Here is a 21,788-nt window from a genome sequence, read left to right as displayed (position 1 = left end):
AAATCCGATTGAAGGATGCTCGAGAGTTGCCGAAGCTTTACTGAAGCGACTCTCTCGTCGTGCGAAAAAATGGCGGAGGGCGTGGGATTCGAACCCACGAGACATTTCTGCCCACTGGTTTTCAAGACCAGCTCCATCGGCCGCTCGGACAGCCCTCCTCACCGTCGAAAAGACGGCGCGAATGATTCTACCTGACCGACGGTGCGGGAACGATTCGGGTGAGCTCAGAGCGACGCGAGCACAGGAACGAGGCCGTCGCTCTCGACACCGGAGGTGATGAAATTCGCGGCATCCTTCACCTCAGCGGGCGCCTGCCCCATGGCAACGCCACGGCCTGATTGAGACGCCCAGCGAAGCATCTCGATGTCGTTGCGCCCATCTCCAACGGCAATGATGCACTCTCGTTCGACGCCGAGCCACGATCTCACATGCTCGAGCGCCGTCGATTTGTTGACCCCGAACGGCGCGATGTCGAGCCATGCTGTCCAACCGATCGCGTACGTGACCTTGTGCAGCCCCATGTCTTCGACCGCCTGCAAGAACTGCTGCTCGTCATGACCGGGCGAGACAACCACAACGCGCGACACAGGGTTCTCGAGCAGCTTCTCGAACTCAACTTTCTCGGCGCGGTCGAGGTTCCAGTCGGTCATGCCCTCGGTGTAGCGGCGATTGCCGTCCGGGTACTCGATGAGGTAACGGCCGTCGTCGAGGTGGTTGTGAATGAGGCGCAGCACCTCGGTCGGGTCGAAGGTCTCGACGTGGTGCCGCACATAGTCTTCACCGACGCGCTTCATGATCACGGCACCATTTGCACACACCGCGTAGTCGCTCACGAGGCCCAGTTGTTCGAGCACCGGCTTGGTTGATTCCCAGCTGCGCCCCGTCGCGAGCATCACTTCATGGCCATCGGCGGATGCTGTCGCAACAGCGTCGCGCACAGCGGCAGACACCTCGCCGTCTTCGTGAAGAACGGTTCCGTCGATGTCAAGCGCGATGAGCTTTGGCGTGGCTGTCACGCCACGGGCTCCGCGACCTCGAGTCCGCCGACGTACGGGCGCAGCACCTCGGGAATCACGACGGAGCCGTCAGCGCGCTGATGCGTCTCGAGCAGCGCAACCAGCCACCGCGTTGTCGCGAGTGTTCCGTTGAGCGTCGCAACCGGTGCCGTCTTGCCCGATTCGGTGCGGTAACGGGTGTCGAGTCTGCGCGCCTGAAAGGTTGTGCAATTCGACGTCGACGTGAGCTCACGATAGGCATCTTGCGTCGGCACCCACGCCTCAACGTCAAACTTGCGGGCAGCGCTCGATCCCAGGTCGCCGGCCGCCGTGTCGATGACGCGGTAGCTCAGCCCGAGGCTCTGCAGCATCCCTTCCTGCCACGCGAGCAGGCGATCGTGCTCGGCCTCGGCCTCTGCGGGATCGGTATAGACGAACATCTCGAGTTTGTTGAACTGGTGCACGCGAATGATGCCGCGTGTGTCTTTTCCGTGCGACCCGGCCTCTCGGCGGTAGCACGTGGACCATCCGGCATAGCGAAGCGGGCCGTTCGACAAGTCGACGATCTCGTCGGCGTGGTACCCGGCAAGCGCCACCTCGCTCGTGCCCGTGAGGTAGAGATCGTCTGCTTCGAGTTTGTACACCTCATCAGAGTGCTCGCCGAGAAAGCCTGTTCCGGCCATGATCTCCGGTTTCACGAGTGTCGGCGTGATGAGCGGGGTGAAGCCAGCCTCGAGCGCCCTGTCGAGGCCCAATGTCATGAGCGCGAGCTCAAGGCGCGCGCCGATGCCCTTGAGATAGTAGAAGCGCGCGCCAGAAACCTTGGTGCCTCGCGCCATGTCGATCGCGTCGAGCTTCTCCCCCAGTTCCAGATGGTCGCGCGGTGCGAAGTCGAACGTCGGCCGCTCCCCCTCGGTGCGCAGAAGTGCGAAGTTGTCTTCGCCGCCCGACGGGATTCCCTCGATGATGACGTTCTCGATTGTGCGGGCGACGGCGGTGAAAGCGTCTTCGGCCTCGCTTGAGGCACGCTGCGCCTCTTTCACACGCCCGGCCAGCTGCTGCACCTCTGCGATGAGCGCCTTCTTCTCGTCTTTCGGTGCCTTCGCCACCTTCTTGCTGAAGACATTCTGCTCGGCGCGCAGCTCTTCGTAGACTCCGATCGCGCGTCGCCGCGCAGCATCCGCCTCGATCGCCTCATCGACGCTCTCGACTCGGGACCCGCGGGCTTCTTGCGAGCGTCGGATGAGGTCAGGGTTTTCACGCAGAATCACGGGATCAATCACAGGCCAAGTCTAAGCGGAAGCGGGTAGGTTTCTTCTATGAGCGTCGAAGGCGAGAAATTCGCGGCAATCGTATTCAACCCGGTGAAGACGGATGCCGAGAAGCTGAAGCGGATCTTCACCGCGGGCGCCGCCGAACACGGGTGGGGCGAACCGCACTTCGTCGAAACTACTGTCGATGACCCTGGCGTCTCCATGGCCAAACAAGCCGTCGAGAGGGGCGCGTCTGTCGTTGTCGCCGCGGGCGGCGATGGTACCGTGCGCTGCGTGGCCGAAGGACTGCGCTCGAGCGGTGTGCCGATTGCCATTGTTCCCGCAGGAACGGGCAACCTGCTCGCACGCAACCTCGATCTTCCGCTCAGCAATATCAAGCAGTCGATGACCGTCGCCTATACGGGCAGCGACCGCGCGATCGACATCGGCATCGCCGAAGTTCGTTCGGAAGAGGTGCCCACGCAGCAGTACGTGTTTCTCGTGATGGCGGGCATGGGCATTGATGCACAGATGATCGCGAACACCAACGACGATTTGAAGAAATCCGTGGGGTGGCTGGCATACGCGGATGCTGTCGTGCGCTCACTCGCAGACCTCAAACCATTTCGCATTCGCTACCAGCTCGCGGAGTCGGCGCCGCACAGTGCTCACGTCAGCACCATTCTTGTGGCCAACTGCGGCACGCTCCCGGCCGGCATCGAGCTGCTCCCCGATGCGAAGATCGACGACGGGAAGCTCGACTTGGCTGTGCTTCAGCCCAAGGGCGCCCTCGGGTGGCTGCAGGTGTGGCGCAAGGTGCGCTGGGAGAACGGCGTGCTGCGTCGCTCCAGCATTGGACGACGCATTCTGAAAGCGTCCGAGGGACGCGACCGCACTGTGACGTACCTGCGCTCGCCCATGGTGACGGTGAAGCCAGACGACCCGCAGCAGCTTGAGCTCGATGGCGATGAGATCGGCATGACAACGGCGACGCGCTTTACGGTCGACGCGCTCGCGCTGACGGTAAAAGTGCCGGCCCCGCGCTCCCGCGCGGCGGCAAAGCAGCGCGCTGCCGACAACGCCTGACCCGCCGCCACGCCCCGGACCGGACCGCAGCCACACCCGTCCCGGGCGCTCGCCAAAATGGGCGAGGATTCGTTGCAGAACCTCGCCCATTTTGGCGGTTGCGGTGTGGGCCGGACGGCACGGCGTGGCCGGGCGGCGCGACGTGACGCGGCTAGATGACTCCCTGCGACTGCATCGCGCTCGCAACCTGCACGAACGCCGACGTGTTTGCGCCGACCACGTAATCCCCGGGGTGGCCGTAGCGTTCCGCTGCCTCGTACGCCGAACGGTGCACGTTGCGCATGATGTCGTGAAGACGGCGCTCGCTGTCATCGAACGACCAGCGCTCGCGCGACGCGTTCTGCGTCATCTCGAGCGCGCTCGTCGCAACGCCACCCGCGTTCGCGGCCTTTCCTGGGCCGAACAGCACACCGGCCTTCTGAAATGCGTGAACCGCATCGGGCTGCGTTGGCATGTTCGCGCCCTCAGACACAGCGACGACGCCATTCTTGATCAACGTCTCGGCATCCTTCAGCCCGAGCTCGTTCTGCGTGGCGCTCGGCAGGGCGATGTCACCCTTCACGTCCCACACAGAGCCGCCCTCGATGAAGCGCGCCGATGTCTTGCGTGCCGCATACTCCGAGATGCGCAGGCGCTCAACCTCTTTGATCTGCTTCAGCAAATCAACGTCGACACCGTCTTCGTCGACGATGTAGCCAGACGAGTCGGATGCTGTGATGGCCTTGCCGCCGAGCTGCTGAACCTTCTCGATCGCATACGTGGCGACGTTGCCAGCGCCCGACACGATTGCGGTGCGTCCGTCGATGCCCTCACCCCGTACGGCGAGCATCTCCTCGGCGAAGAAGACTGCCCCGTAGCCCGTTGCTTCTGTGCGCACTTGGGCGCCGCCCCAGCCCAGGCCTTTGCCCGTGAGCACGCCCGACTCGTGGCGGTTGGTGAGCTTGCGGAATCGGCCGAACATGTAGCCGATCTCACGTCCGCCGACGCCGATGTCGCCCGCGGGAACATCCGTGTACTCGCCGATGTGGTGATACAGCTCATCCATGAACGACTGGCAGAAGCGCATGATCTCGGAGTCTGACTTGCCATGCGGGTCAAAGTCGCTGCCGCCCTTGCCACCGCCGATGCCCTGGCCAGTGAGTGCGTTCTTGAAGATCTGCTCGAAACCGAGAAACTTGATGATCGAAAGGTTCACCGACGAGTGGAAGCGCAGTCCGCCCTTGTACGGCCCGAGTGCCGAGTTGAACTGAACGCGGAAGCCACGGTTCACGTGAACCCGGTTGCCGTCGTCGGTCCACGGAACGCGGAACATCACTTGGCGTTCCGGCTCGACCAATCGTTCGAGAATGCCTGCCTCGACGAACTCCGGGTGCTCGATCAGCGCCGGCGCGATCGACTCGAGCACTTCGTGCAAAGCCTGGTGAAACTCGGGCTCGTTCGCATTACGCGCGACGGCGGTCTCATAGACGGAGCTGAGGTAGTCATTGACGGAGGAGTTCGTCACATGCGGTCTTTCTGTGAGTTACTTCGAAGCATCAGGCTGCTCTGGCTGAAGCTCGTCTTGGCGGGCACGCGCATACGGGATTGCGGCACGCAAAGCACCGAGACAGGGGGTGTGACCTTTCGTGGGGCCAGACACAGTTTCGCTGTTACAGCGGGGTTTCGTCAATCTCACGGTGTGGAACGGATGCTGTCACGTGCCAGCGTGCAGCCATCCAGAAGAGCCCGGCGAACGTGATCAGACCTCCGATGAACGGCGCGATCATGTACGCGTGCGGAGTCCACGGTTGAAAGAATGTGCCGTAGCCATACGACCGATATCCGGGAGCGGCGCCCGACACTGCGACGAGACTCGAGTCTTCGACATAGACGTCGAGTCGCGGGATCTCAAACGACCCTGATGCCTCGGCGTCAGAGAGCAACAGATCCGAAATGCTGTCGATGATGGACGAAAGGTTGTCGTCAAGAACGCCGCTGCCGTCGCCCTCGAAGGAGTAGTACGTGTACTCGTTGAGATCGGCCGGAGGCTTCTGCCTATGAATCGTAATCGCCGACTGGGCCGATGCATACCGGTGCGTCAGACCGTTGGCGACCACGAGCGTGCCACCGACAAGCAGCAGGATGCCGACGAACGTCGTGACGAGAGCGCGTCGCGAGAGACGCGATGTCATCGTCTCGCGTCCCGCTTGCGCCACCATGTCGCTGCGGCGAAGAAGGCGACACCGGCGAGCGCGAGAATTCCGACGGCGAGTGTGAACGGCGCTATGCCGATCGCGAACTGTGCAGACGCGTATTCGGCCTTGGTCTCCTCGTCGCTTCCGAAAGTCCCAGAGAAAATGTCCGACGTCGTCTCGATCGCTGACGCGTACGAGGTCAGCGACCAGGCGATGAGCGCTGCAGCTAGCACGACGATGACCCATATGAAGGGGTTGCGCAGAAGCAGCGCGACGCCGCCGCGCGGCGGCGCGGCCGCGGCATCCTGAGGGTCGTTCTCGTCGAGCGCTCCTCCGTGTGCGAGGTCTTCGGCATCCACAATGGGCACCTCGTCATGAGCATCCGTGCTCGCACGGGCTTCGTTCGTCGACTGACGCGACGCGCGGGTTCGGTCGCTGTGCACTTCTGGGTCGAACCCCGGCTGAAAGCGCGGGTCAAAGCGCGGGTCAAAATCTGCTGTCGGGTCGGGCACGTTCAGCTCCTTCGATGAATCGCGGTCGCGGTGTGTACCTACGCCTCCGGGTTGGGCTCTCCCGAGATGAGGCCGCGCAGCCAGTCGCGGGCCTCGATGTACACGTCGTCGTCGTACCGGGCGTCGAAGCGCACGGGTGCCTTGTCTGCCCTCGGATAGGAGCCAAGGAACGTGACGCGCGGGCTGAAGCGATGGATGCCCATGAGCGCATCGGCGACACGCTCGTCTCGAATGTGCCCGTCGATGTCGATCACGAACCGGTACCGGCCCAGTTCGTCGCCGATGGGCCGCGACTGAATCATCGTCATATTGACGCCGCGCGTCGAGAGTTGCTCGAGCATGTCGAGCAGAGCGCCCGGCTGGTCAACCGGCAGCTCGGCGACAAAGCTCGTCTTGTCGGCGCCCGTCGGCTCGGGGATGCTGCGCGACGTCGTCACGAGCGCGAAACGCGTGACGGCGTTGATGTTGTCGCCAATGTGCTCGGCGAGCACCTCGAGGTCGTAGTGCTCCGTGATGTTCGGCGGTGCGATGGCGGCATCGGCGACGTCGCTTTCGAGCAGGTTCGCCGCCGCCGCGACGTTGCTCGTCGAGGGGATGTGCGTGTGCCTGGGAAGGTGCTTCTCGATCCAGCGTCTGCACTGTGCATAGGCAACTGGATGCCCGTTCAGATGAGACACCTGCTCGAGCGTCATTCCGCGCTGCGCGACGATGTTGAAGTCGACGGGCACGAGGTACTCGCCCACGATACGCAGACCCGCCGTGGTGGCCAGGGCATCCTGCGCCGCCGAAACCCCGCCGTCGATCGAGTTCTCAAGAGCAACGACGGCCCCGTGAGAGACGCCGCTCGCGACGTCTGAGAACGCCTCCCCGACGTTATTGACGCTGCGCCAGATCTGCCCCTCGGCTTCTGACACCTGCGCAAGAGCCGCCTCGGTAAACGTTCCGCGCGGCCCGAGATAGCTATACGTGCGGAGGGCGGAGGCGTCGTTCTGAGGCATAGCATCGAGCCTAGTCGCCCGAGACAATGTGCACCGGCCGAACCGGCACTGAGAGAATGGTCGTATGACCGAGCGTGCTGGAACATTCGCCACCGACGACGACCTCGTCGACATCGACTCACTGATAGCCGCGTACTACGAGCTCAAGCCCGACCCCGAGGTCGCCTCTCAGCGCGTGGCATTCGGAACAAGCGGGCACAGAGGCTCCTCGCTGAACACGGCGTTCAACGAGAACCACATTGCCGCGACGACGCAGGCGATCGTGGAGTATCGAGCGTCGATCGGGGTCGAGGGGCCGCTCTTTCTCGGCGCGGATACCCACGCGCTGAGCGCTCCGGCGCGCACCACAGCGCTCGACGTGCTCGTGGGCAACAAAGTGCACGTGCTCGTGGACGAATTCGATGATTTTGTGCCGACGCCGGCGCTGAGCCACGCGATTCTGCTGTACAACAACGATCCGGCACACCACGATCGCGCCGATGGAATCATCATCACGCCGAGCCACAATCCCCCGAGCGACGGCGGCTTCAAGTACAACCCACCTCACGGTGGTCCGGCCGACAGCGACGCGACAACCTGGATCGCCGACCGTGCCAACGCGCTGATCGAGGGCGGTCTCACCGAGGTGAAGCGCGCCGAGCCGAGCGCCGTCGACACTTATGATTTTCGCGGCAGCTACGTCGATGATCTCGCGAACATCATCGACATGGATGCCATCAAGAACTCCGGCATCCGCATCGGCGCCGATCCCCTTGGTGGGGCAAGCGTGCACTACTGGCAGGCGATCGCAGATCGTTACGACCTCGACCTCACTGTTGTAAACCCACTCGTTGACCCCACGTGGCGGTTCATGACGCTTGACTGGGATGGCAAGATCCGCATGGACCCGTCGAGCCCCTCCGCTATGGCATCGGTTCTGCAGCATCAGGGCGACTATGACATTCTCACGGGCAATGACGCGGATGCTGACCGGCACGGCATCGTCACCCCCGACGCGGGGCTGATGAACCCCAACCACTTCCTCGCCGTGGCTGTTGAGTATCTCTACCAGCACCGCACGGGGTGGAATCCGGATGCCGCGGTCGGCAAGACGCTCGTCTCGAGCTCGATGATCGACCGTGTCGCAGCATCCCTCGATCGCACGCTGTGGGAGGTGCCGGTCGGCTTCAAGTGGTTTGTCCCCGGGCTCGTCGACGGCTCTGTGGGCTTCGGCGGGGAGGAAAGTGCGGGAGCCAGCTTCCTGCGCATGGACGGCACCGTCTGGACAACCGACAAAGATGGCATCCTGCTGTGCCTTCTCGCCGCCGAGATTCGCGCCGTCACCGGCACGTCACCGTCGCAGCTGTACGCGCAACTCACCGAGCGCTTCGGTGCACCGGCATACCGCCGCATCGACGCAGCCGCGAGCACTGAGCAAAAGGCCATTTTGAAGAAGCTCGACGGCGACAGCATTCGCGCCACAGAGCTTGCTGGCGAGCAGATCACTGCCAAGCTGTCACACGCGCCGGGGAACGACGCCGCGATCGGCGGGGTGAAGGTCGTCACCGAGAACGCCTGGTTTGCTGCGCGCCCCAGCGGCACAGAAGACGTTTACAAGATCTATGCCGAGTCGTTCCGCGGTGCGGAGCACCTCGAACAAGTGCTCACCGAGGCGAAAAGCATCGTCGATGCGGCGCTCAAAGGCTGAGACACCCCTCGTCGATCTGTGATGCTGAGTCGCGCGCTCGCTGCTGACGCCGACCCGCGGTGCTCGTGAACCCGTCTCGACACACACCCTCACTCAACGCATCCCGGCCTTCGCGGCCGCGCACCCGACCGTTCACTCATTCGGAGGTCCGACCCCGTTACCGGCGTGTCGCCGCCCAAATCGCGGTGTGTCGCACGAGAGATCCGAATGGTTGAACATCCTCACGCCAACCAGGGGCGCTGAGGCGCACCTCGAGGGGCCCGGTTCGATAACGCGGTTGCCAGCTCCCCGCTACGGAATCGAGTAGAACCAGGCGTCCCCACCGGGGTGCTCTTCGGTGACGGTCTCGTCGAAATCACGGAAGTCGTTGTCGACGTTATGCCCGACGAGCTTGATGTCGATGCTGCCGTCGTCGTTGGTGACGACGTCAGACACGATCATCACGTGGTCACGGTAGGTGGTGCCACTCCAGCTGAAGACGGCGACATCGCCGACCTCGATCTGGTCCCGCTGGTCGCTGGAGAGCCGCGTGACGTCGGGTACGGTCTGCAGCCAGTTGTCGAGAGCTGGCACGAAAGCCCACGCCGTTGTCGCCGATCCGGAGTAGTTATGCCAGGTGTTCGACGGCTCCCAGCCCCGGGCTGCGAGGGTCTGCGACACGAAGTTTGCGCAGTCCCCGCCGAGGGGATTGTAGTCGCCCCACTCGTCGTCGTTGTAGTCCTTCCAATACGTCAACGCGTACTGCATCTGCCTGTCGACGTCGGTCACTGCTGTGTACTCGTACGTGAGATCTCCGGATGCCGGAGCCGCTTGTTCGCCGATCATCGCGGCAATCTCAACGGTGCCCGTTTGGTACGTGGCCTGGCGCGGAGCAACGACGGTGATGGTGTTCTGGTCGACGACGGCGAGCTCGCTCGCTGCCCGATCTCCGAACGTCACCGAGGTCACCTGAGATAGCGATTCTCCTGTGAGAGTGACTGTGTCGCCGCCCGAGAGCGATCCGGATGCCGGTGAGACCTCGGAGACGGTTGGAATCGCAACCGGTGTGGCCGTGACCAACGGAACGGGGCGATCAGAGTGTTGCCGTGCCGCGGCATCCGCTGGTGCAACAGCACAGCCCGCAAGAAGCATCGCCGCAGCGGCGAACAGCGCTGTCATGACAGCGGTTCGGGACGTGCGACGCATAGATACCTTTGGAAAACAGGGAGACCGGATCTTCCCAATCTTAGGCGATCTCGATTCGGCGCAACCTGATGATCACCCATGACGCGCACCCGAGTGCCCATTGACAAAGTGATGCTTCGCGGCTTAGAGTCTTCTCCAGATTGCGTGAGAGCGCTCTCACGCCTCCAAATGAGAGCGCTCTCACGTCTCGCACCAACCCACCACCCACAAAGGAGTGACCGTGAAACTCTCACGACGCACCAAAGCAGCAGCAACCGTTGCCGGTGTTGCCGCCTTCGCAATGCTTGCCACAGGCTGTTCAGCAGACGGCGGCTCAGCAGCATCCGGTGATGAAGACATCACCCTCACCATCACGACGTTCGGCACCTTCGGCTACGACGACCTCTACAAGGAGTACGAAGAACTTCACCCGAACATCACCATCAAGCCGACAAACATCGACACGGGCGGCAACGCACGCACCGATGCCTTCACGAAGCTCGCAGCCGGCTCCGGCCTGAGCGACATCGTCGCCGTCGAAGAAGGCTGGCTCGGCGCCATCATGGAAGTGTCTGACCGCTTCGTCGATCTCAACGAGTACGGCGCACAAGACATCAAGGACCGCTGGCTCGACTGGAAATTCGAGCAGGGCACCGACCCTGACGGGCGCGTCATCGGCTACGGAACAGACATCGGCCCGACCGGCCTCTGTTTTAACGGCCCGCTGTTCGAGCAGGCAGGGCTCCCAACCGATCGCGACGAGGTAGCCGAGTTGTTTGGCGGAGACGACGCAAGCTGGGACACCTACTTCGAGCTGGGGGCCGAGTACACAGAGAAGACCGGCAAGGCGTGGTACGACCACTCGGGCTTCGTCTGGAACTCCATGGTCAACCAGATGGACGAGGGCTACTACACCGAGGACGGCGAGCTCAACATCGACGGCAACACCGAGATGCATGATCGCTTCAACCAGCTCGCCGAGGCGACGCTGAACGGCCAGTCCGCCGCACAGACCGCGTGGGACTGGGGCGGAGGCAAGGCCTTCGTTGACGGCTCCTTCGCAACGTTCGTCTGCCCGGGCTGGATGCTCGGCACGATTCAGGGCTCACTTGAGTCCGGCGGCGGCGACGCCAGCACAGGCTGGGACTTCGCCGACGTCTTCCCTGGCGGACCCGTGAACTGGGGCGGATCGTTCCTCTCGGTTCCCACCACGTCAGAGCACATTGAGGCAGCTGCCGAACTCTCCGCATGGCTGACCGATCCCGAGCAGCAGGTGAAGCAGTCCAAGGCAGCGAACAACTTCCCGAGCACTATTAAAGCGGAAGAGACGCTCGCCGAAGAAGCAACACCGAACGAGCTGTTCAACGACGCCCCCACCGGTGCGATCCTCGCCGAACGTGCCAAGGGCGTGGAAGCGCAGTTCAAGGGCCCTGACGACTCCGTCATTCAGGAGAACGTCTTCGGGCCAGCGCTCAACCTGCTCGACCAGCAGGAAGCGACAGCAGATGAAGCCTGGCAGAAGGCGCTCGACCTTCTGCAGGACCTCGTCATCGACAACTGATGTCACGGGGTTCCCGGCGCCAGCCGGGAACCCCACACGATTGGGCTCTCATGACTGCAACACTCACCCCGGGCAAGACCACGCCTCCCCGCTCCACCTCGCCACGCACGCCAGATCGCGCCGAGCGTCGGCGCCATTGGCTCAGCCGCCTCGACGTCAAGGCATCCCCTTACGCCTACGTCGCCCCATTCTTCATTGTCTTCGGGCTCGTCGGCCTCTTTCCCCTCATCTATACATTCGTCGTCTCGCTGTACGACTGGGACTTGCTGAAGGGGCAAGGCGACTTCGTTGGCATAGAGAACTTCGTCAACGTACTGAGCGACGAGTACTTCTGGAACTCGTTGTTCAACACGTTCAGCATCTTCATTCTGTCGTCGATCCCGCAGCTCATCGCCGCGACGTTCATCGCCGCGATTCTCGACCAGAACATTCGCTCAAAGACGTTCTGGCGCATGAGCATCCTTCTTCCCTACGTCGTCACCCCGGCCGCCGTTGCACTGATCTTCTCGAACATGTTCAGCGAGAACTACGGGCTGATCAACAACATGCTGCAGAACTTCGGGCTCGACGCCATCGGCTGGAAGACAGACACGCTGCCGAGCCACATCGCCATCGCCACAATGGTGAACTGGCGCTGGACGGGCTACAACGCCCTCATCCTGCTGGCCGCCATGCAGTCAGTGCCCCGTGACGTGCACGAATCAGCGGCGCTCGATGGCGCCGGAATGCTGCGTCGGTTCTTCAGCATCACTCTCCCCAGCATCCGCCCCACAATGGTGTTCGTCATCATCACGGCGACCATCGGGGGCCTTCAGATCTTTGTCGAGCCGCGCATGTTCGACGCGGCGACGGCGGGCGGCTCGCAACGGCAGTTTCAGACGACTGTGCTTTACCTGTGGGAGATGGCGTTCTTCCGCCAGAACTTCGGCGAAGCGTCGGCGATCGCGTGGCTGCTGTTCCTCATCATCGTCGGTATCGGGCTGATCAACTTCTTGCTCTCGAAGTCGATCGCGACGGCAGAGACGAAGGTGTCGACGACCAGACGCCAGAGACGACTGGCCGCGTACCGCAACAAGGAGGTCTCGCGATGAGCACGGCAGCAATGCAGAGAAAGACAGCGCCGGATGCTGCGAAGCGTCGCCGCTTCTTCGGCATCGATCGCCGCCCCGGTTTTCTCACGTACGGGCTGCTCACGGTGTTTCTCGTGTGCTCTGCGTACCCGCTCTGGTGGTCGTTCGTCATGTCGACGCGCACGAACTCCGACTTCGGGCTCGATTGGCCTCCGCTGCTTCCCGGCGGACGGTTCTGGATCAATGCACAGGTGGTTTTCGAGTCGATTCCATTCTGGAAGGCGCTCGGCAACAGCCTCATCATCTCGTGCGTCGTCACGCTCTCGGTGGTGACCTTCTCGACCCTCGCGGGCTATGCGTTCGCCAAGCTCCGCTTTCGCGGGCGCAACGGGCTGATGGTGTTCGTCATCGCGACGCTCGCCGTTCCCACCCAGCTCGGCATCATTCCGCTGTTCATGCTGATGCGCACCTGGGGCTGGACGGGAAGCATCGGCGCGGTCATCATTCCGCTGCTTGTCACTGCTTTCGGCGTGTTCTTCATGCGCCAGTATCTCGTCGATGTCATTCCAGACGAGCTGATCGAGGCAGCCCGAGTCGACGGCGCGAATATGATTCGCACCTTCTTCCACGTCGCCGTTCCCGCGGCACGCCCCGCTATGGCGATCCTCGCCCTGTTTACGTTCATGACGGCGTGGACAGACTTCTTGTGGCCGCTGCTCGTACTCGACTCAACGAACCCGACACTGCAGACGGCCCTCAGCCAGCTGCAGTCCGCGCACTACGTCGACTACTCCATCGTGCTTGCTGGCGCGATACTCTCAACCATCCCGCTGCTTGTACTCTTCGTAGTGGCAGGCAAACAACTCATTTCTGGAATCATGCAAGGAGCCGTGAAGGGCTGATGACACTTAATTTCCCGCCGACATTCATGTGGGGATCCGCCACCGCCGCCGCTCAGGTGGAGGGTGCAGGTCATGAGGAAGGAAAGCGCGACTCCGTGTGGGACGCTTTCGCTCGCGTGCCCGGTGCGGTCGCCCGAGGCGAGAACCTCGAGGTAGCGGTCGACCACTATCACCGCTACCGCGAAGACGTCGCGATCATGCGCGACATCGGGCTCGACACCTACCGGTTCTCGACGAGCTGGGCCCGCGTGCTGCCCGACGACGGCGATGTGAATCAACAGGGCATCGACTTCTACAGCCGCCTGGTCGACGAACTTCTTGAGGCCGGCATCCTTCCGTGGATGACTCTGTACCACTGGGATCTCCCGCAAGCCCTCGAGGAGCGCGGCGGCTGGGCGAATCGCGAGACCGCCGAGCGTTTCGTGCGCTACGCGGAGGTGATGTACGACGCCCTCGGCGACCGCGTAAGGCACTGGACGACGTTCAACGAGCCCTTCTGCTCATCACTGCTCGGTTACGCGGCCGGCGTTCACGCGCCGGGAAGGCAAGAACCGGATGCCGCAGTCGCGGCGATCCACCATCAGCATCTCGCCCACGGTCTCGCTGTGAACCGACTCCGTGAGCTGGGGGCCGAGAACCTGGGCATCACGCTGAACCTGTCGAACTCGATTCCGCTCGACGCCAACGATCCGGTTGACGTGGAAGCGGCTCGCCGGTTCGACGTTCTGCAGAATCGCGTGTTTCTCGAGCCCATCGTCACGGGCGCCTACGCCGCCGACACGATCGCCGATCTTGAGCAATTCGGGCTGCGCGAGCTGATCGAGCCGGGCGACATGCAGATCATCGGCACGCCCATCGACTTCCTCGGTGTGAACCACTACCACGATGACCAGGTTTCTGGGCACCCCGCTGAGGGTTCCGACGGTCATTCCGGAGCGACGGACCGCAGCATCCGCTCCCCCTGGGTCGGGAGCGAGCACCTCGCGTTCCCGTCGCGTGGACTGCCCCGCACGGCAATGGGCTGGGAGGTCAACCCCTCAGGACTGCGGATGCTGCTCACGCGACTCGGGCGCGAGTACCCGAACATGCCGCCGCTGTACGTCACCGAAAACGGCTCCGCGTACGACGACGTGGTGTCTGAGGATGGCCGCGTGCACGACCCCGAACGCACGGCATACATTCGCGACCACGTGCAGGCGATTTCCGATGCCATCGCCGACGGCGCTGACGTGCGCGGCTACTTCGTGTGGTCTCTGCTCGACAACTTCGAGTGGTCGTGGGGCTACGACAAGCGGTTCGGCATTGTGCGGGTCGACTACAACACGCTCGAGCGCACTGTGAAGGACTCCGGCCGGGCCTACTCCGAGCTGATCGCTCAGGTTCGCTCCGAGGTTCGTCGCGACACGGCATCCGCGCATTAAGCTGTTGACACGCAGTTTTTCGGCTGCAAAGGGGGGACGGGCGCGATGACGGATCGCACGATCGCGAGACCAAGCGCGCCCACCCTCGAGGCCGTCGCCACACGAGCCGGAGTCTCGCGGGCGACGGTGTCACGCGTCGTCAACAACTCGCCGAAGGTGACAGACGAGGTCGTGGCGATCGTCAATGCCGCGATCGACGAGTTGGGTTACGTGCCCAATCGCGTCGCCCGATCCCTGGCAAGCAAGAAGACTCAGGCGATCGCGGTGATCGTTCCCGAGACGGCGTCGAAGGTGTTCGATGACCCGTTCTTCTCGTCGATCGTGCAAGGCGTCGCCCTGCATCTCGCCGACACTGAATACACGCTCAGCCTGCTGATGGAAACGGAGACCTCGTCGGCGAAGACACGGCGCTACCTGCGCGGTGGCAATGTCGATGGTGCGCTCATCGTGTCGCACCACGTCAGCGACCACTCGTACACGCAGCTGGGCGCGACTGTGCCCATGGTCTTCGCAGGGCGGCCGCTGATTCCCGAAGCCATCGAGGGGTACTACGTCGATGTCGACAACGTCGATGGAGCACGCATGGCAACGCAGCACCTGATCGACTTGGGGCACACGCGCATCGCCACGATCGCTGGGCGCACCGATATGCCCGGTGGTCACGACCGGCTCGACGGCTGGCGGGCCGCGCTCGCACGCGCCAAGCTCGACGACTCGCTCGTCGCCTACGGCGACTTTTCACCCGCGGACGGTGCCGAGGCAATGCGCTCGCTGCTCGAGAACTCGACCCGCATCGACGCGGTCTTCGCGGCAAACGACCAGATGGCGGTCGGCGCATACTCCGCACTGCGCAGCGCGGGGCTCCGTGTGCCAGACGACATCTCGATCGTCGGTTTCGACAATGACAGGTATGCGGCGACAGCATCCCCGCCCCTGACCACCGTTGATCAGTCACCCGAGCAGATGGGCGACGCCATGGCCGGCATTCTGCTGCGACTCATCGACGGAGACGAGTCCGTTCCGAACGCCACGATGATGCCGCTCGAGCTGGTGGTGCGCGAATCGACAGCGCCGCGCTCCTGAACGAGCGGACGCTGTGTCGGTAACACCGCCCCACGCGTGAGCGGTGCGCGAGACAATGGTGGTGTGACTGTTCAGACTCTGCCCCTCGACGATGCTGCGGTTGCCCGCATCCGCTCAGATTTTGCCGAGCTCCGAGCGCAGGTGAACGGAAAACCCCTCGTCTACCTCGATTCGGGGGCGACGAGCCTCAAACCCGCGAACGTACTCGATGCCGAACGATCGTTCGCCGAGAACTACACGGCGGCCGTTCACCGCGGGGCACACACGCTCGCGGCAGAGGCGACCGAGTTGTTCGAACAGGCACGTGTACGGGTGGCGGACTTCGTCGGGGCAGAGGCCGACGAGATCGTATGGACGTCGAACGCCACAGAAGCCGTGAACCTCGTCGCGTACGCGATCGGCAATGCGACGGCAGGGCGCGGCGGCGCGGCATCCGCTCGATTCCGTCTCGAGGCGGGCGACGAAATCGTCGTGACCGAGGCAGAGCACCATGCAAACCTCATCCCGTGGCAAGAACTGGCCGCGCGCACTGGCGCCGTCGTGCGAGCGATCCCCGTCGACGAGCAGGGGATGCTGCGGCCGGGCGCCGCCGCCGAGATCATCGGCGAGCGCACACGCATCGTCGCCTTCGCCCACGCGTCGAACGTAACAGCGGCACTTGCGCCCGTTGACGAGCTGGTGCGCCTCGCGCGTGCGGCCGGGGCGCTCGTCGTGCTCGATGCCTGCCAGTCCGTTCCCCACATGCCCGTCGATTTTCGCGCTCTCGATGTGGACTTCGCCGTGTTCTCCGGCCACAAGATGCTCGCGCCAACGGGAATCGGCGTGCTGTACGGCCGCCGTGAGCTGCTGAACGCGCTTCCGCCGTTTTTGACCGGCGGATCGATGATCACAACGGTGACTCTCGAATCGGCAGAGTACCTGCCCGCACCGCAGCGCTTCGAAGCCGGAACCCAGCGCATCTCGCAGGCGATCGCCCTTGCCGCGGCGTGTGATTACCTGAGCATCGTGGGTCTCGACCGCATCGCCGCGCACGAGAACGAGCTGGCCGCGCGCCTCGTCGACGGGCTGCAGCGCATCGAGGGCGTGCGGCTGCTCGGACCGACGGATGCTGCAGCTCGCACGGGCCTCGCCGCTTTCGACCTCGAGGGCGTCCACGCCCATGACGCCGGGCAGTTCCTCGACGACCGCGGCATCGCCGTTCGCGTCGGCCACCACTGCGCGCAACCGCTGCACCGCCGGTTCAACCTCACAGCATCCACGCGCGCAAGCACCTACCTGTACAACACGACGTCAGACGTCGATGCGTTTCTCGACGCGCTTGCCGACGTTCGCTCGTTCTTCGGAGCCGCATCATGAGTGACCTTGAGAGCCTCTACCAGCAGGTGATCCTCGATCATTCGCGCGAGAAGCACGGTTTCGGGCTGCGCGATGCGGCTGCGGCATCCTCGCACCAGCTGAATCCGACGTGCGGCGACGAACTCACGCTGCAGGTGCAGCTCACTGACGACGGACAGACGATTGAGGCGGTCACATGGGAGGGAGCGGGCTGCTCGATCTCGATGGCGTCGGCGTCTCTCTTGAGCGATCTTGCGGCCGGGATGCCGCTGGCCGACGCTCCCCCGCGCATTGCGCTGTTTCGTGAGCTGATGCGGTCGAAGGGCGCAGGTGTTGACGACGACGAGCCACTGGGCGACGCCGCTGTGCTTGAGGGAGTCTCGCGCTACATCGCCCGCGTCAAGTGCGCGATGCTCGCCTGGGTGGCGCTCGAAGACTCGCTCGCACAGCTGCCGTAGCTCGAGAGCGCACTCTCTCGGTGCCCCGCAACAGTCACCGTCGACGGGTGGTTTCGGCATCGCGTCTCAACTACGGTGCGTAGTAGGGAGGTTTCATGGCGCGGTCGATCATTGTCGGAGCGGGAATGGTGGGGCTCGCGACGGCCTGGCATCTGCAGGAGCGCGGCGTCGAGGTGACGATCATCGACCGCGAGGGCGTCGCGGCCGGGTCATCGTGGGGCAACGCAGGTTGGCTCGCTCCAGCCAAGACGATTCCACTCGCCGACCCGAGCCTGTGGACGTATGGCCCCAAAGCACTGATCGATCCGGATGCTGCGCTGCACGTTCCGGTTCGCGTCGACGTGAACCTCTGGTCATTTCTCGCGCGTTTCGCTGCGCACGGCACGCAACGCGCCTGGGATCGCGCCATGGCTGCGCTCACCCCGATTGACAGGCTGGCGCTGCAGAGCTTTGACGAGCTGATCGATGGCGGCGTGGAGTCGTCGACCCACGAAGGACCGTTCATCATCGGATTCGGTCATGCAAGACATGCACGAGGTTTCATGCGCGACGTTGCTGGTGTGATTCAGCACGGCCAGAGCGTTCACGTTGAGCGCCTCGACGACCCGCGCGCTCTCGCGCCTCAGCTCTCGTCCCAGATCGGTGCCGCCTACCGCATGGACGGCCAGCGCTTCATCGAGCCGGGCCCGTTCATGCACGCCCTCGCGGAGTCCGTCACAGCGCGAGGCGCAGAGATGCGAATGGGCCTTGAGGTGTCGGCGGTCGATTCCTCATCGAGACCATCGGTGATGCTCTCAAACGGCGAGACTCTCACCGCCGACTCCGTTGTGATCGCCACCGGCGCGTGGATGCCGCGGCTTGCCCGGGTGCTCGGCGTCAACGTGCCTGTACAGGCCGGGCGCGGGTACTCGTTCACGGTCGACACGGACGAACCCGCCGAGCATCCGGTATATCTGCCGACGCAGCGCATCGCGTGCACGCCGTACCAGGGCCGGTTTCGCATCGCGGGAACAATGGAGTTTCGTGGGCCAGATGATGCGCTGCAGCACCGGCGCATTCAGGCGATCGTCAATCGGGTGCGCACGCTCATGACGGGCGTCGACCTCGACAACAGGCACGACGAATGGGTCGGTTCGCGGCCCGTCACGCCAGACGGGCTTCCGCTTGTCGGGCAGACGCGTGCGCCCAATGTGTACGTCGCGGGCGGCCACGGCATGTGGGGAGTCGTGCTCGGCCCGGCGACGGGCAAGCTGCTGGCCGAGCGCATCGTCACGGGCCGAACCGACCCCGCGATCGCGCCGTTCGATCCGCTGCGCTGACCGGCGCCCGCCTGACGGCTCAGCCCTCAGAGCCAATTTTCATATGTCAAAATAAGCTCTGACTCGCGCGGATAACGTACAACTTTGCCACATGAACATCGACCCACTCAGCCAAGCAGCGACCGCACATGAGGGCAGAAGCTACTTCAAGCGCTCGCGCATGATCGCTATCGCCTCGGGGTTGGCATCGACGAGCACGTAATTTCGGCCCAGCGCTTTCGCCACGGCACCGGTCGTGCCACTGCCCGCGAAGAAGTCGAGCACCCAATCGTCCTCGCGGCTTGACGCCTGCACGATGCGCCGCAGCACTCCCATGGGCTTCTGCGTTGGGTACCCGGTCTTTTCTCTGCCGGTTGGCGACACGATCGTGTGCCACCACACATCGGTCGGCAGTTTTCCGCGTGCTGCCTTCTCTGGCGTCACGAGCCCTGGAGCCATGTACGGTTCGCGGTCGATGGCATCGGAGTCGAAAACGTACGTTCGCGGATTCTTCACGTACACCAGAATCGTGTCGTGCTTTGTCGGCCACCGTGACTTTGATTTGCCGCCATAGTCGTACGCCCAGATGATCTCGTTGAGAAAGCAGTCGCGCCCGAAGATCGCGTCGCACAGCACCTTCGCATAGTGAGCTTCGCGATAGTCGAGATGCAGGTACAGCGTGCCGTCGTCGGCAAGCAGCCGCCATGCCTCGAGCAGTCGTGGCTCGAGAAACGCCCAGTAGTCATCAAACGCGTCATCGTAACGATGCAGCTGGCCGCGAATGCGCTCGTACGTCTGCCCTTTGAAACCGGTGATGGTTCCGCTCGTCGCGTCGGCCGATCGCACGTGCGTCGTCTTCGTGTGCCGCTGCTCGCGGCCGGTGTTGAATGGCGGGTCGATGTAGATCAGCGTGAACGCGGCATCCGGAAATTGGGAAACAACCTGCAGGTTGTCACCCTCAAGAATCGCGCTCGATTCGGGCAGCCGACGTTCGTCTGCCGAAGCTGAATCACCGGATGCTGTCGCGGCACCGACCGCAACAGCCTCGTCGTGCGCCACTACGGCACCCGATTGAGCCAGGCCGCGGTCGAGAATTTCGACTCGACGAGTTTCTCGGCCTCGGCAAACTCCTGCGGTGTGATCTCGCCGACGGTCGCACCGGTCTGCGACACAAACGTCTCTTTCATGCGTTCGATGATCTCGGCGCGGCTGAGGCCGGTTTGGCTGCGCAGCGGGTCGACACGCTTGGCCGCGGATGTCGTGCCCTTGTCGCTCATCTTCTCGCGACCGATGCGCAGCACATCGGTCATGACGTCGCCGTCCATGTCGTAGCTCATGGTGACGTGGTGCAGCACTCCGCCGTTGCCGAGTCGCTTCTGCGCCGCCCCGCCGATCTTGCCTCCAGGACTCGTGATGTCGTTGAGCGGCTTGTACTCGGCGTCGATGCCGAGTGAACGCAACGCTTCGATCACCCATTCGTCGAGGTAGGCGTACGAGTCGGCGAACGACATTCCCTGCACCAGCTCGGCCGGAACGTACAGCGAGTAGGTGACAACCTCGCCCTTCTTCATGAGCATGGCGCCGCCGCCTGAAACGCGGCGCACGACGTCGAAGCCGTTCTCCGCCGCGGCATCCATGTCGACTTCGTTCTTCACCGATTGGAAGCTGCCGATCACGACGGCGGACTCGTTCCATTCCCAGATGCGCAGCGTCGGCCCACGCCGGCCGGCACCGACCTCGCTCGTGAGCACTTCATCAAGAGCGAGATGCATGCGCGGGGGCACCGCCTCAGAGTGGATGATCTGCCATTCGAAGTCGCGCCAGTTGGCCGCCTGCGACAACGCACGACGCGTGGCAACCCCTACCGACTCTGGGGTAAAGCCCAGAAGCGCGGCATCGTCAGGCAGCGCACTGCGAACCGCCGCGGCGAACGTCGCAGTATCGCTGGCCGCCGGCATGCCGATCAGCGCCTGGTTGATGTCGCCGAGCGCCTCGTCTGGTTCGAGAAAGAAGTCTCCGGCAAGAGCGAATTCCGAGATCACGCCGTCGACGACATCGAGGTCGACAACCACGAGCTTTCCGCCTGGAACCTTGTATTCACCGTGCATGGTTTCAGCTTATCGCCGTTGCGCCGAAGCTCAGGGGCGGCACAATGGAGTCATGAGCACCACTTTGATTATGGTCAGACACGGCGAGACCGTCTGGCACGGCGAACACCGGTACGCCGGATCCAGCGACATTGCACTGACCGAGAGGGGGATGCAGCAGGCCGAAGAGCTTGCTGAGTGGGCGTCTCGCAACCGGCCTGACGTGCTCGTTTCCTCTGCGTTGTCTCGTGCGTGGCTCACGGCCGATGCCGTCGCTAAGGCCACGGGGCTTGAGCATTGGACGGAGCAAGATCTGGCCGAGGTCGACTTCGGCAAGGGCGAGGGGCTCACGATCGACGAGCTTTACGAGCAATATCCGGATGCTGCCGCGGCATTCGTCTCGGCACCGGCGCGGTCGCCCATGCCATCTGGCGAGCCTGGTGCGATCGCCGTTGCGCGTGCTCTCAAGGTGCTGGCGCGCATCATTCGCGATGCAGACGGCGGAACGGCGCTCGTCGTTGGCCACGGCACGCTGATGCGCCTCATCATGTGCACGCTGTTCTCGATCGACCCGAACCTCTACCGCGACGTCTTCCCCGAGGTGGGCAACTGTGCGCTTACGACGCTCTCGTTCGAAGACGACAAGGCGTCTCTGCTGAGCTTCAACGTTCCCCTCGCCAGCGCGTCGTAGCCTGCAACGCACA

The 21,788-nt window shown here is 63.5% G+C and carries 20 protein-coding genes and 1 tRNA gene; 11 read left to right on the top strand and 10 right to left on the bottom strand.

Annotated features, from left to right (window positions below):
• Positions 1-70: 70 nt before the first annotated feature.
• The 3 genes from HCR76_RS02385 to serS all read right to left on the bottom strand — a co-directional run bounded on the left by HCR76_RS02385 (position 71) and on the right by serS (position 2,278).
• Positions 71-158, bottom strand: a tRNA-Ser gene (locus HCR76_RS02385).
• Positions 159-224: 66 nt separating this feature from the next.
• Positions 225-1,016 carry an HAD family hydrolase gene (locus HCR76_RS02380; RefSeq protein ID WP_166985024.1) on the bottom strand — a complete coding sequence of 264 codons (792 nt, stop codon included), beginning with the start codon at positions 1,014-1,016 and terminating at the stop codon, positions 225-227.
• Entirely contained in the window at positions 1,013-2,278 is a 1,266-nt protein-coding gene (gene serS / locus HCR76_RS02375; RefSeq protein ID WP_166985026.1) for a serine--tRNA ligase, read from the bottom strand. The genes HCR76_RS02380 and serS overlap by 4 nt, the downstream gene beginning before the upstream one ends.
• A 36-nt stretch (positions 2,279-2,314) precedes the next feature.
• Here serS and HCR76_RS02370 point away from each other — a divergent pair, with 36 nt between their 5' ends.
• Positions 2,315-3,334, top strand: a complete 1,020-nt coding sequence (locus HCR76_RS02370) for a diacylglycerol/lipid kinase family protein (RefSeq protein ID WP_166985028.1) — start codon at positions 2,315-2,317, stop codon at positions 3,332-3,334.
• Between the two features lie 151 nt (positions 3,335-3,485).
• Here HCR76_RS02370 and gdhA read toward each other — a convergent pair whose 3' ends face one another.
• The 4 genes from gdhA to pheA all read right to left on the bottom strand — a co-directional run bounded on the left by gdhA (position 3,486) and on the right by pheA (position 7,018).
• Positions 3,486-4,838, bottom strand: a complete 1,353-nt coding sequence (gene gdhA, locus HCR76_RS02365; protein ID WP_166985030.1) for an NADP-specific glutamate dehydrogenase — start codon at positions 4,836-4,838, stop codon at positions 3,486-3,488.
• Positions 4,839-4,983: 145 nt separating this feature from the next.
• Complete coding sequence (locus HCR76_RS02360) at positions 4,984-5,505, bottom strand: hypothetical protein (RefSeq protein ID WP_166985032.1); 522 nt, start codon at positions 5,503-5,505, stop codon at positions 4,984-4,986.
• Positions 5,502-6,020 carry a hypothetical protein gene (locus tag HCR76_RS02355; RefSeq protein ID WP_166985034.1) on the bottom strand — a complete coding sequence of 173 codons (519 nt, stop codon included), beginning with the start codon at positions 6,018-6,020 and terminating at the stop codon, positions 5,502-5,504. The genes HCR76_RS02360 and HCR76_RS02355 overlap by 4 nt, the downstream gene beginning before the upstream one ends.
• Before the next feature lie 38 nt (positions 6,021-6,058).
• Positions 6,059-7,018: a prephenate dehydratase gene (pheA, locus tag HCR76_RS02350; RefSeq protein ID WP_166985037.1), complete on the bottom strand. Its 960-nt coding sequence runs from the start codon at positions 7,016-7,018 to the stop codon at positions 6,059-6,061.
• Between the two features lie 64 nt (positions 7,019-7,082).
• Between pheA and pgm the strand changes: the two genes are divergently transcribed.
• Positions 7,083-8,705, top strand: coding sequence for a phosphoglucomutase (alpha-D-glucose-1,6-bisphosphate-dependent) (gene pgm / locus HCR76_RS02345; RefSeq protein WP_166985040.1), 1,623 nt, complete (start codon positions 7,083-7,085; stop codon positions 8,703-8,705).
• A gap of 291 nt (positions 8,706-8,996) precedes the next feature.
• On the opposite strand, the gene HCR76_RS02340 is transcribed toward pgm, so the two are convergent.
• The gene (locus HCR76_RS02340) at positions 8,997-9,890 is read right to left on the bottom strand and encodes an amidase domain-containing protein (RefSeq protein WP_166985043.1); all 894 of its coding nucleotides are present in this window, start codon (positions 9,888-9,890) and stop codon (positions 8,997-8,999) included.
• Positions 9,891-10,110: 220 nt separating this feature from the next.
• Here HCR76_RS02340 and HCR76_RS02335 point away from each other — a divergent pair, with 220 nt between their 5' ends.
• From HCR76_RS02335 to HCR76_RS02300, 8 genes are all read left to right on the top strand, one after another.
• Complete coding sequence (locus HCR76_RS02335) at positions 10,111-11,430, top strand: ABC transporter substrate-binding protein (RefSeq protein ID WP_244971459.1); 1,320 nt, start codon at positions 10,111-10,113, stop codon at positions 11,428-11,430.
• Between the two features lie 50 nt (positions 11,431-11,480).
• Entirely contained in the window at positions 11,481-12,521 is a 1,041-nt protein-coding gene (locus HCR76_RS02330; RefSeq protein ID WP_166985046.1) for a carbohydrate ABC transporter permease, read from the top strand.
• Positions 12,518-13,402: a carbohydrate ABC transporter permease gene (locus HCR76_RS02325; RefSeq protein ID WP_166985049.1), complete on the top strand. Its 885-nt coding sequence runs from the start codon at positions 12,518-12,520 to the stop codon at positions 13,400-13,402. Before HCR76_RS02330 ends, HCR76_RS02325 begins: the two co-directional genes overlap by 4 nt.
• Positions 13,402-14,823 (top strand): GH1 family beta-glucosidase, encoded by a 1,422-nt coding sequence (locus tag HCR76_RS02320; protein ID WP_166985052.1) that lies wholly within the window; start codon positions 13,402-13,404, stop codon positions 14,821-14,823. The genes HCR76_RS02325 and HCR76_RS02320 overlap by 1 nt, the downstream gene beginning before the upstream one ends.
• A gap of 45 nt (positions 14,824-14,868) precedes the next feature.
• On the top strand, positions 14,869-15,906 hold the full coding sequence (locus HCR76_RS02315) for a LacI family DNA-binding transcriptional regulator (RefSeq protein WP_166985055.1): 1,038 nt from the start codon (positions 14,869-14,871) through the stop codon (positions 15,904-15,906).
• Between the two features lie 63 nt (positions 15,907-15,969).
• Positions 15,970-17,262, top strand: coding sequence for a SufS family cysteine desulfurase (locus HCR76_RS02310; protein WP_198248123.1), 1,293 nt, complete (start codon positions 15,970-15,972; stop codon positions 17,260-17,262).
• Positions 17,259-17,699: a Fe-S cluster assembly sulfur transfer protein SufU gene (gene sufU, locus HCR76_RS02305; protein WP_166985058.1), complete on the top strand. Its 441-nt coding sequence runs from the start codon at positions 17,259-17,261 to the stop codon at positions 17,697-17,699. Before HCR76_RS02310 ends, sufU begins: the two co-directional genes overlap by 4 nt.
• A gap of 95 nt (positions 17,700-17,794) precedes the next feature.
• Positions 17,795-19,018, top strand: coding sequence for an NAD(P)/FAD-dependent oxidoreductase (locus HCR76_RS02300; RefSeq protein WP_166985061.1), 1,224 nt, complete (start codon positions 17,795-17,797; stop codon positions 19,016-19,018).
• Positions 19,019-19,159: 141 nt separating this feature from the next.
• On the opposite strand, the gene HCR76_RS02295 is transcribed toward HCR76_RS02300, so the two are convergent.
• The gene (locus HCR76_RS02295) at positions 19,160-19,981 is read right to left on the bottom strand and encodes a DNA-methyltransferase (protein WP_166987988.1); all 822 of its coding nucleotides are present in this window, start codon (positions 19,979-19,981) and stop codon (positions 19,160-19,162) included.
• 74 nt (positions 19,982-20,055) lie between these two features.
• Positions 20,056-21,105 (bottom strand): lipoate-protein ligase LplAB, encoded by a 1,050-nt coding sequence (lplAB, locus tag HCR76_RS02290; protein ID WP_166985064.1) that lies wholly within the window; start codon positions 21,103-21,105, stop codon positions 20,056-20,058.
• Between the two features lie 52 nt (positions 21,106-21,157).
• On the opposite strand from lplAB, the gene HCR76_RS02285 reads away from it, so the two are divergent.
• Positions 21,158-21,775, top strand: a complete 618-nt coding sequence (locus HCR76_RS02285) for a histidine phosphatase family protein (RefSeq protein ID WP_166985067.1) — start codon at positions 21,158-21,160, stop codon at positions 21,773-21,775.
• Positions 21,776-21,788 lie beyond the last annotated feature (13 nt).

The organism is Paramicrobacterium chengjingii (genome assembly GCF_011751765.2).
Taxonomy (GTDB): Bacteria; Actinomycetota; Actinomycetes; order Actinomycetales; family Microbacteriaceae; genus Paramicrobacterium; species Paramicrobacterium chengjingii.
Note: the sequence above shows the minus strand (reverse complement) of the source record. Positions and strands in the feature narration are given on the sequence as shown.

What these genes read in the sequence shown, in the direction of transcription:
- pheA (WP_166985037.1), bottom strand. Translation starts at nt 7,018, where the DNA reads ATGCCTCAGAACGACGCCTCCGCCCTCCGCACGTATAGCTATCTCGGG.
- HCR76_RS02360 (WP_166985032.1), bottom strand. Translation starts at nt 5,505, where the DNA reads ATGACATCGCGTCTCTCGCGACGCGCTCTCGTCACGACGTTCGTCGGC.
- HCR76_RS02330 (WP_166985046.1), top strand. Translation starts at nt 11,481, where the DNA reads ATGACTGCAACACTCACCCCGGGCAAGACCACGCCTCCCCGCTCCACC.
- pgm (WP_166985040.1), top strand. Translation starts at nt 7,083, where the DNA reads ATGACCGAGCGTGCTGGAACATTCGCCACCGACGACGACCTCGTCGAC.
- HCR76_RS02315 (WP_166985055.1), top strand. Translation starts at nt 14,869, where the DNA reads ATGACGGATCGCACGATCGCGAGACCAAGCGCGCCCACCCTCGAGGCC.
- lplAB (WP_166985064.1), bottom strand. Translation starts at nt 21,105, where the DNA reads ATGCACGGTGAATACAAGGTTCCAGGCGGAAAGCTCGTGGTTGTCGAC.
- HCR76_RS02325 (WP_166985049.1), top strand. Translation starts at nt 12,518, where the DNA reads ATGAGCACGGCAGCAATGCAGAGAAAGACAGCGCCGGATGCTGCGAAG.
- HCR76_RS02285 (WP_166985067.1), top strand. Translation starts at nt 21,158, where the DNA reads ATGAGCACCACTTTGATTATGGTCAGACACGGCGAGACCGTCTGGCAC.
- HCR76_RS02370 (WP_166985028.1), top strand. Translation starts at nt 2,315, where the DNA reads ATGAGCGTCGAAGGCGAGAAATTCGCGGCAATCGTATTCAACCCGGTG.
- HCR76_RS02300 (WP_166985061.1), top strand. Translation starts at nt 17,795, where the DNA reads ATGGCGCGGTCGATCATTGTCGGAGCGGGAATGGTGGGGCTCGCGACG.
- HCR76_RS02340 (WP_166985043.1), bottom strand. Translation starts at nt 9,890, where the DNA reads ATGCGTCGCACGTCCCGAACCGCTGTCATGACAGCGCTGTTCGCCGCT.
- sufU (WP_166985058.1), top strand. Translation starts at nt 17,259, where the DNA reads ATGAGTGACCTTGAGAGCCTCTACCAGCAGGTGATCCTCGATCATTCG.
- HCR76_RS02320 (WP_166985052.1), top strand. Translation starts at nt 13,402, where the DNA reads ATGACACTTAATTTCCCGCCGACATTCATGTGGGGATCCGCCACCGCC.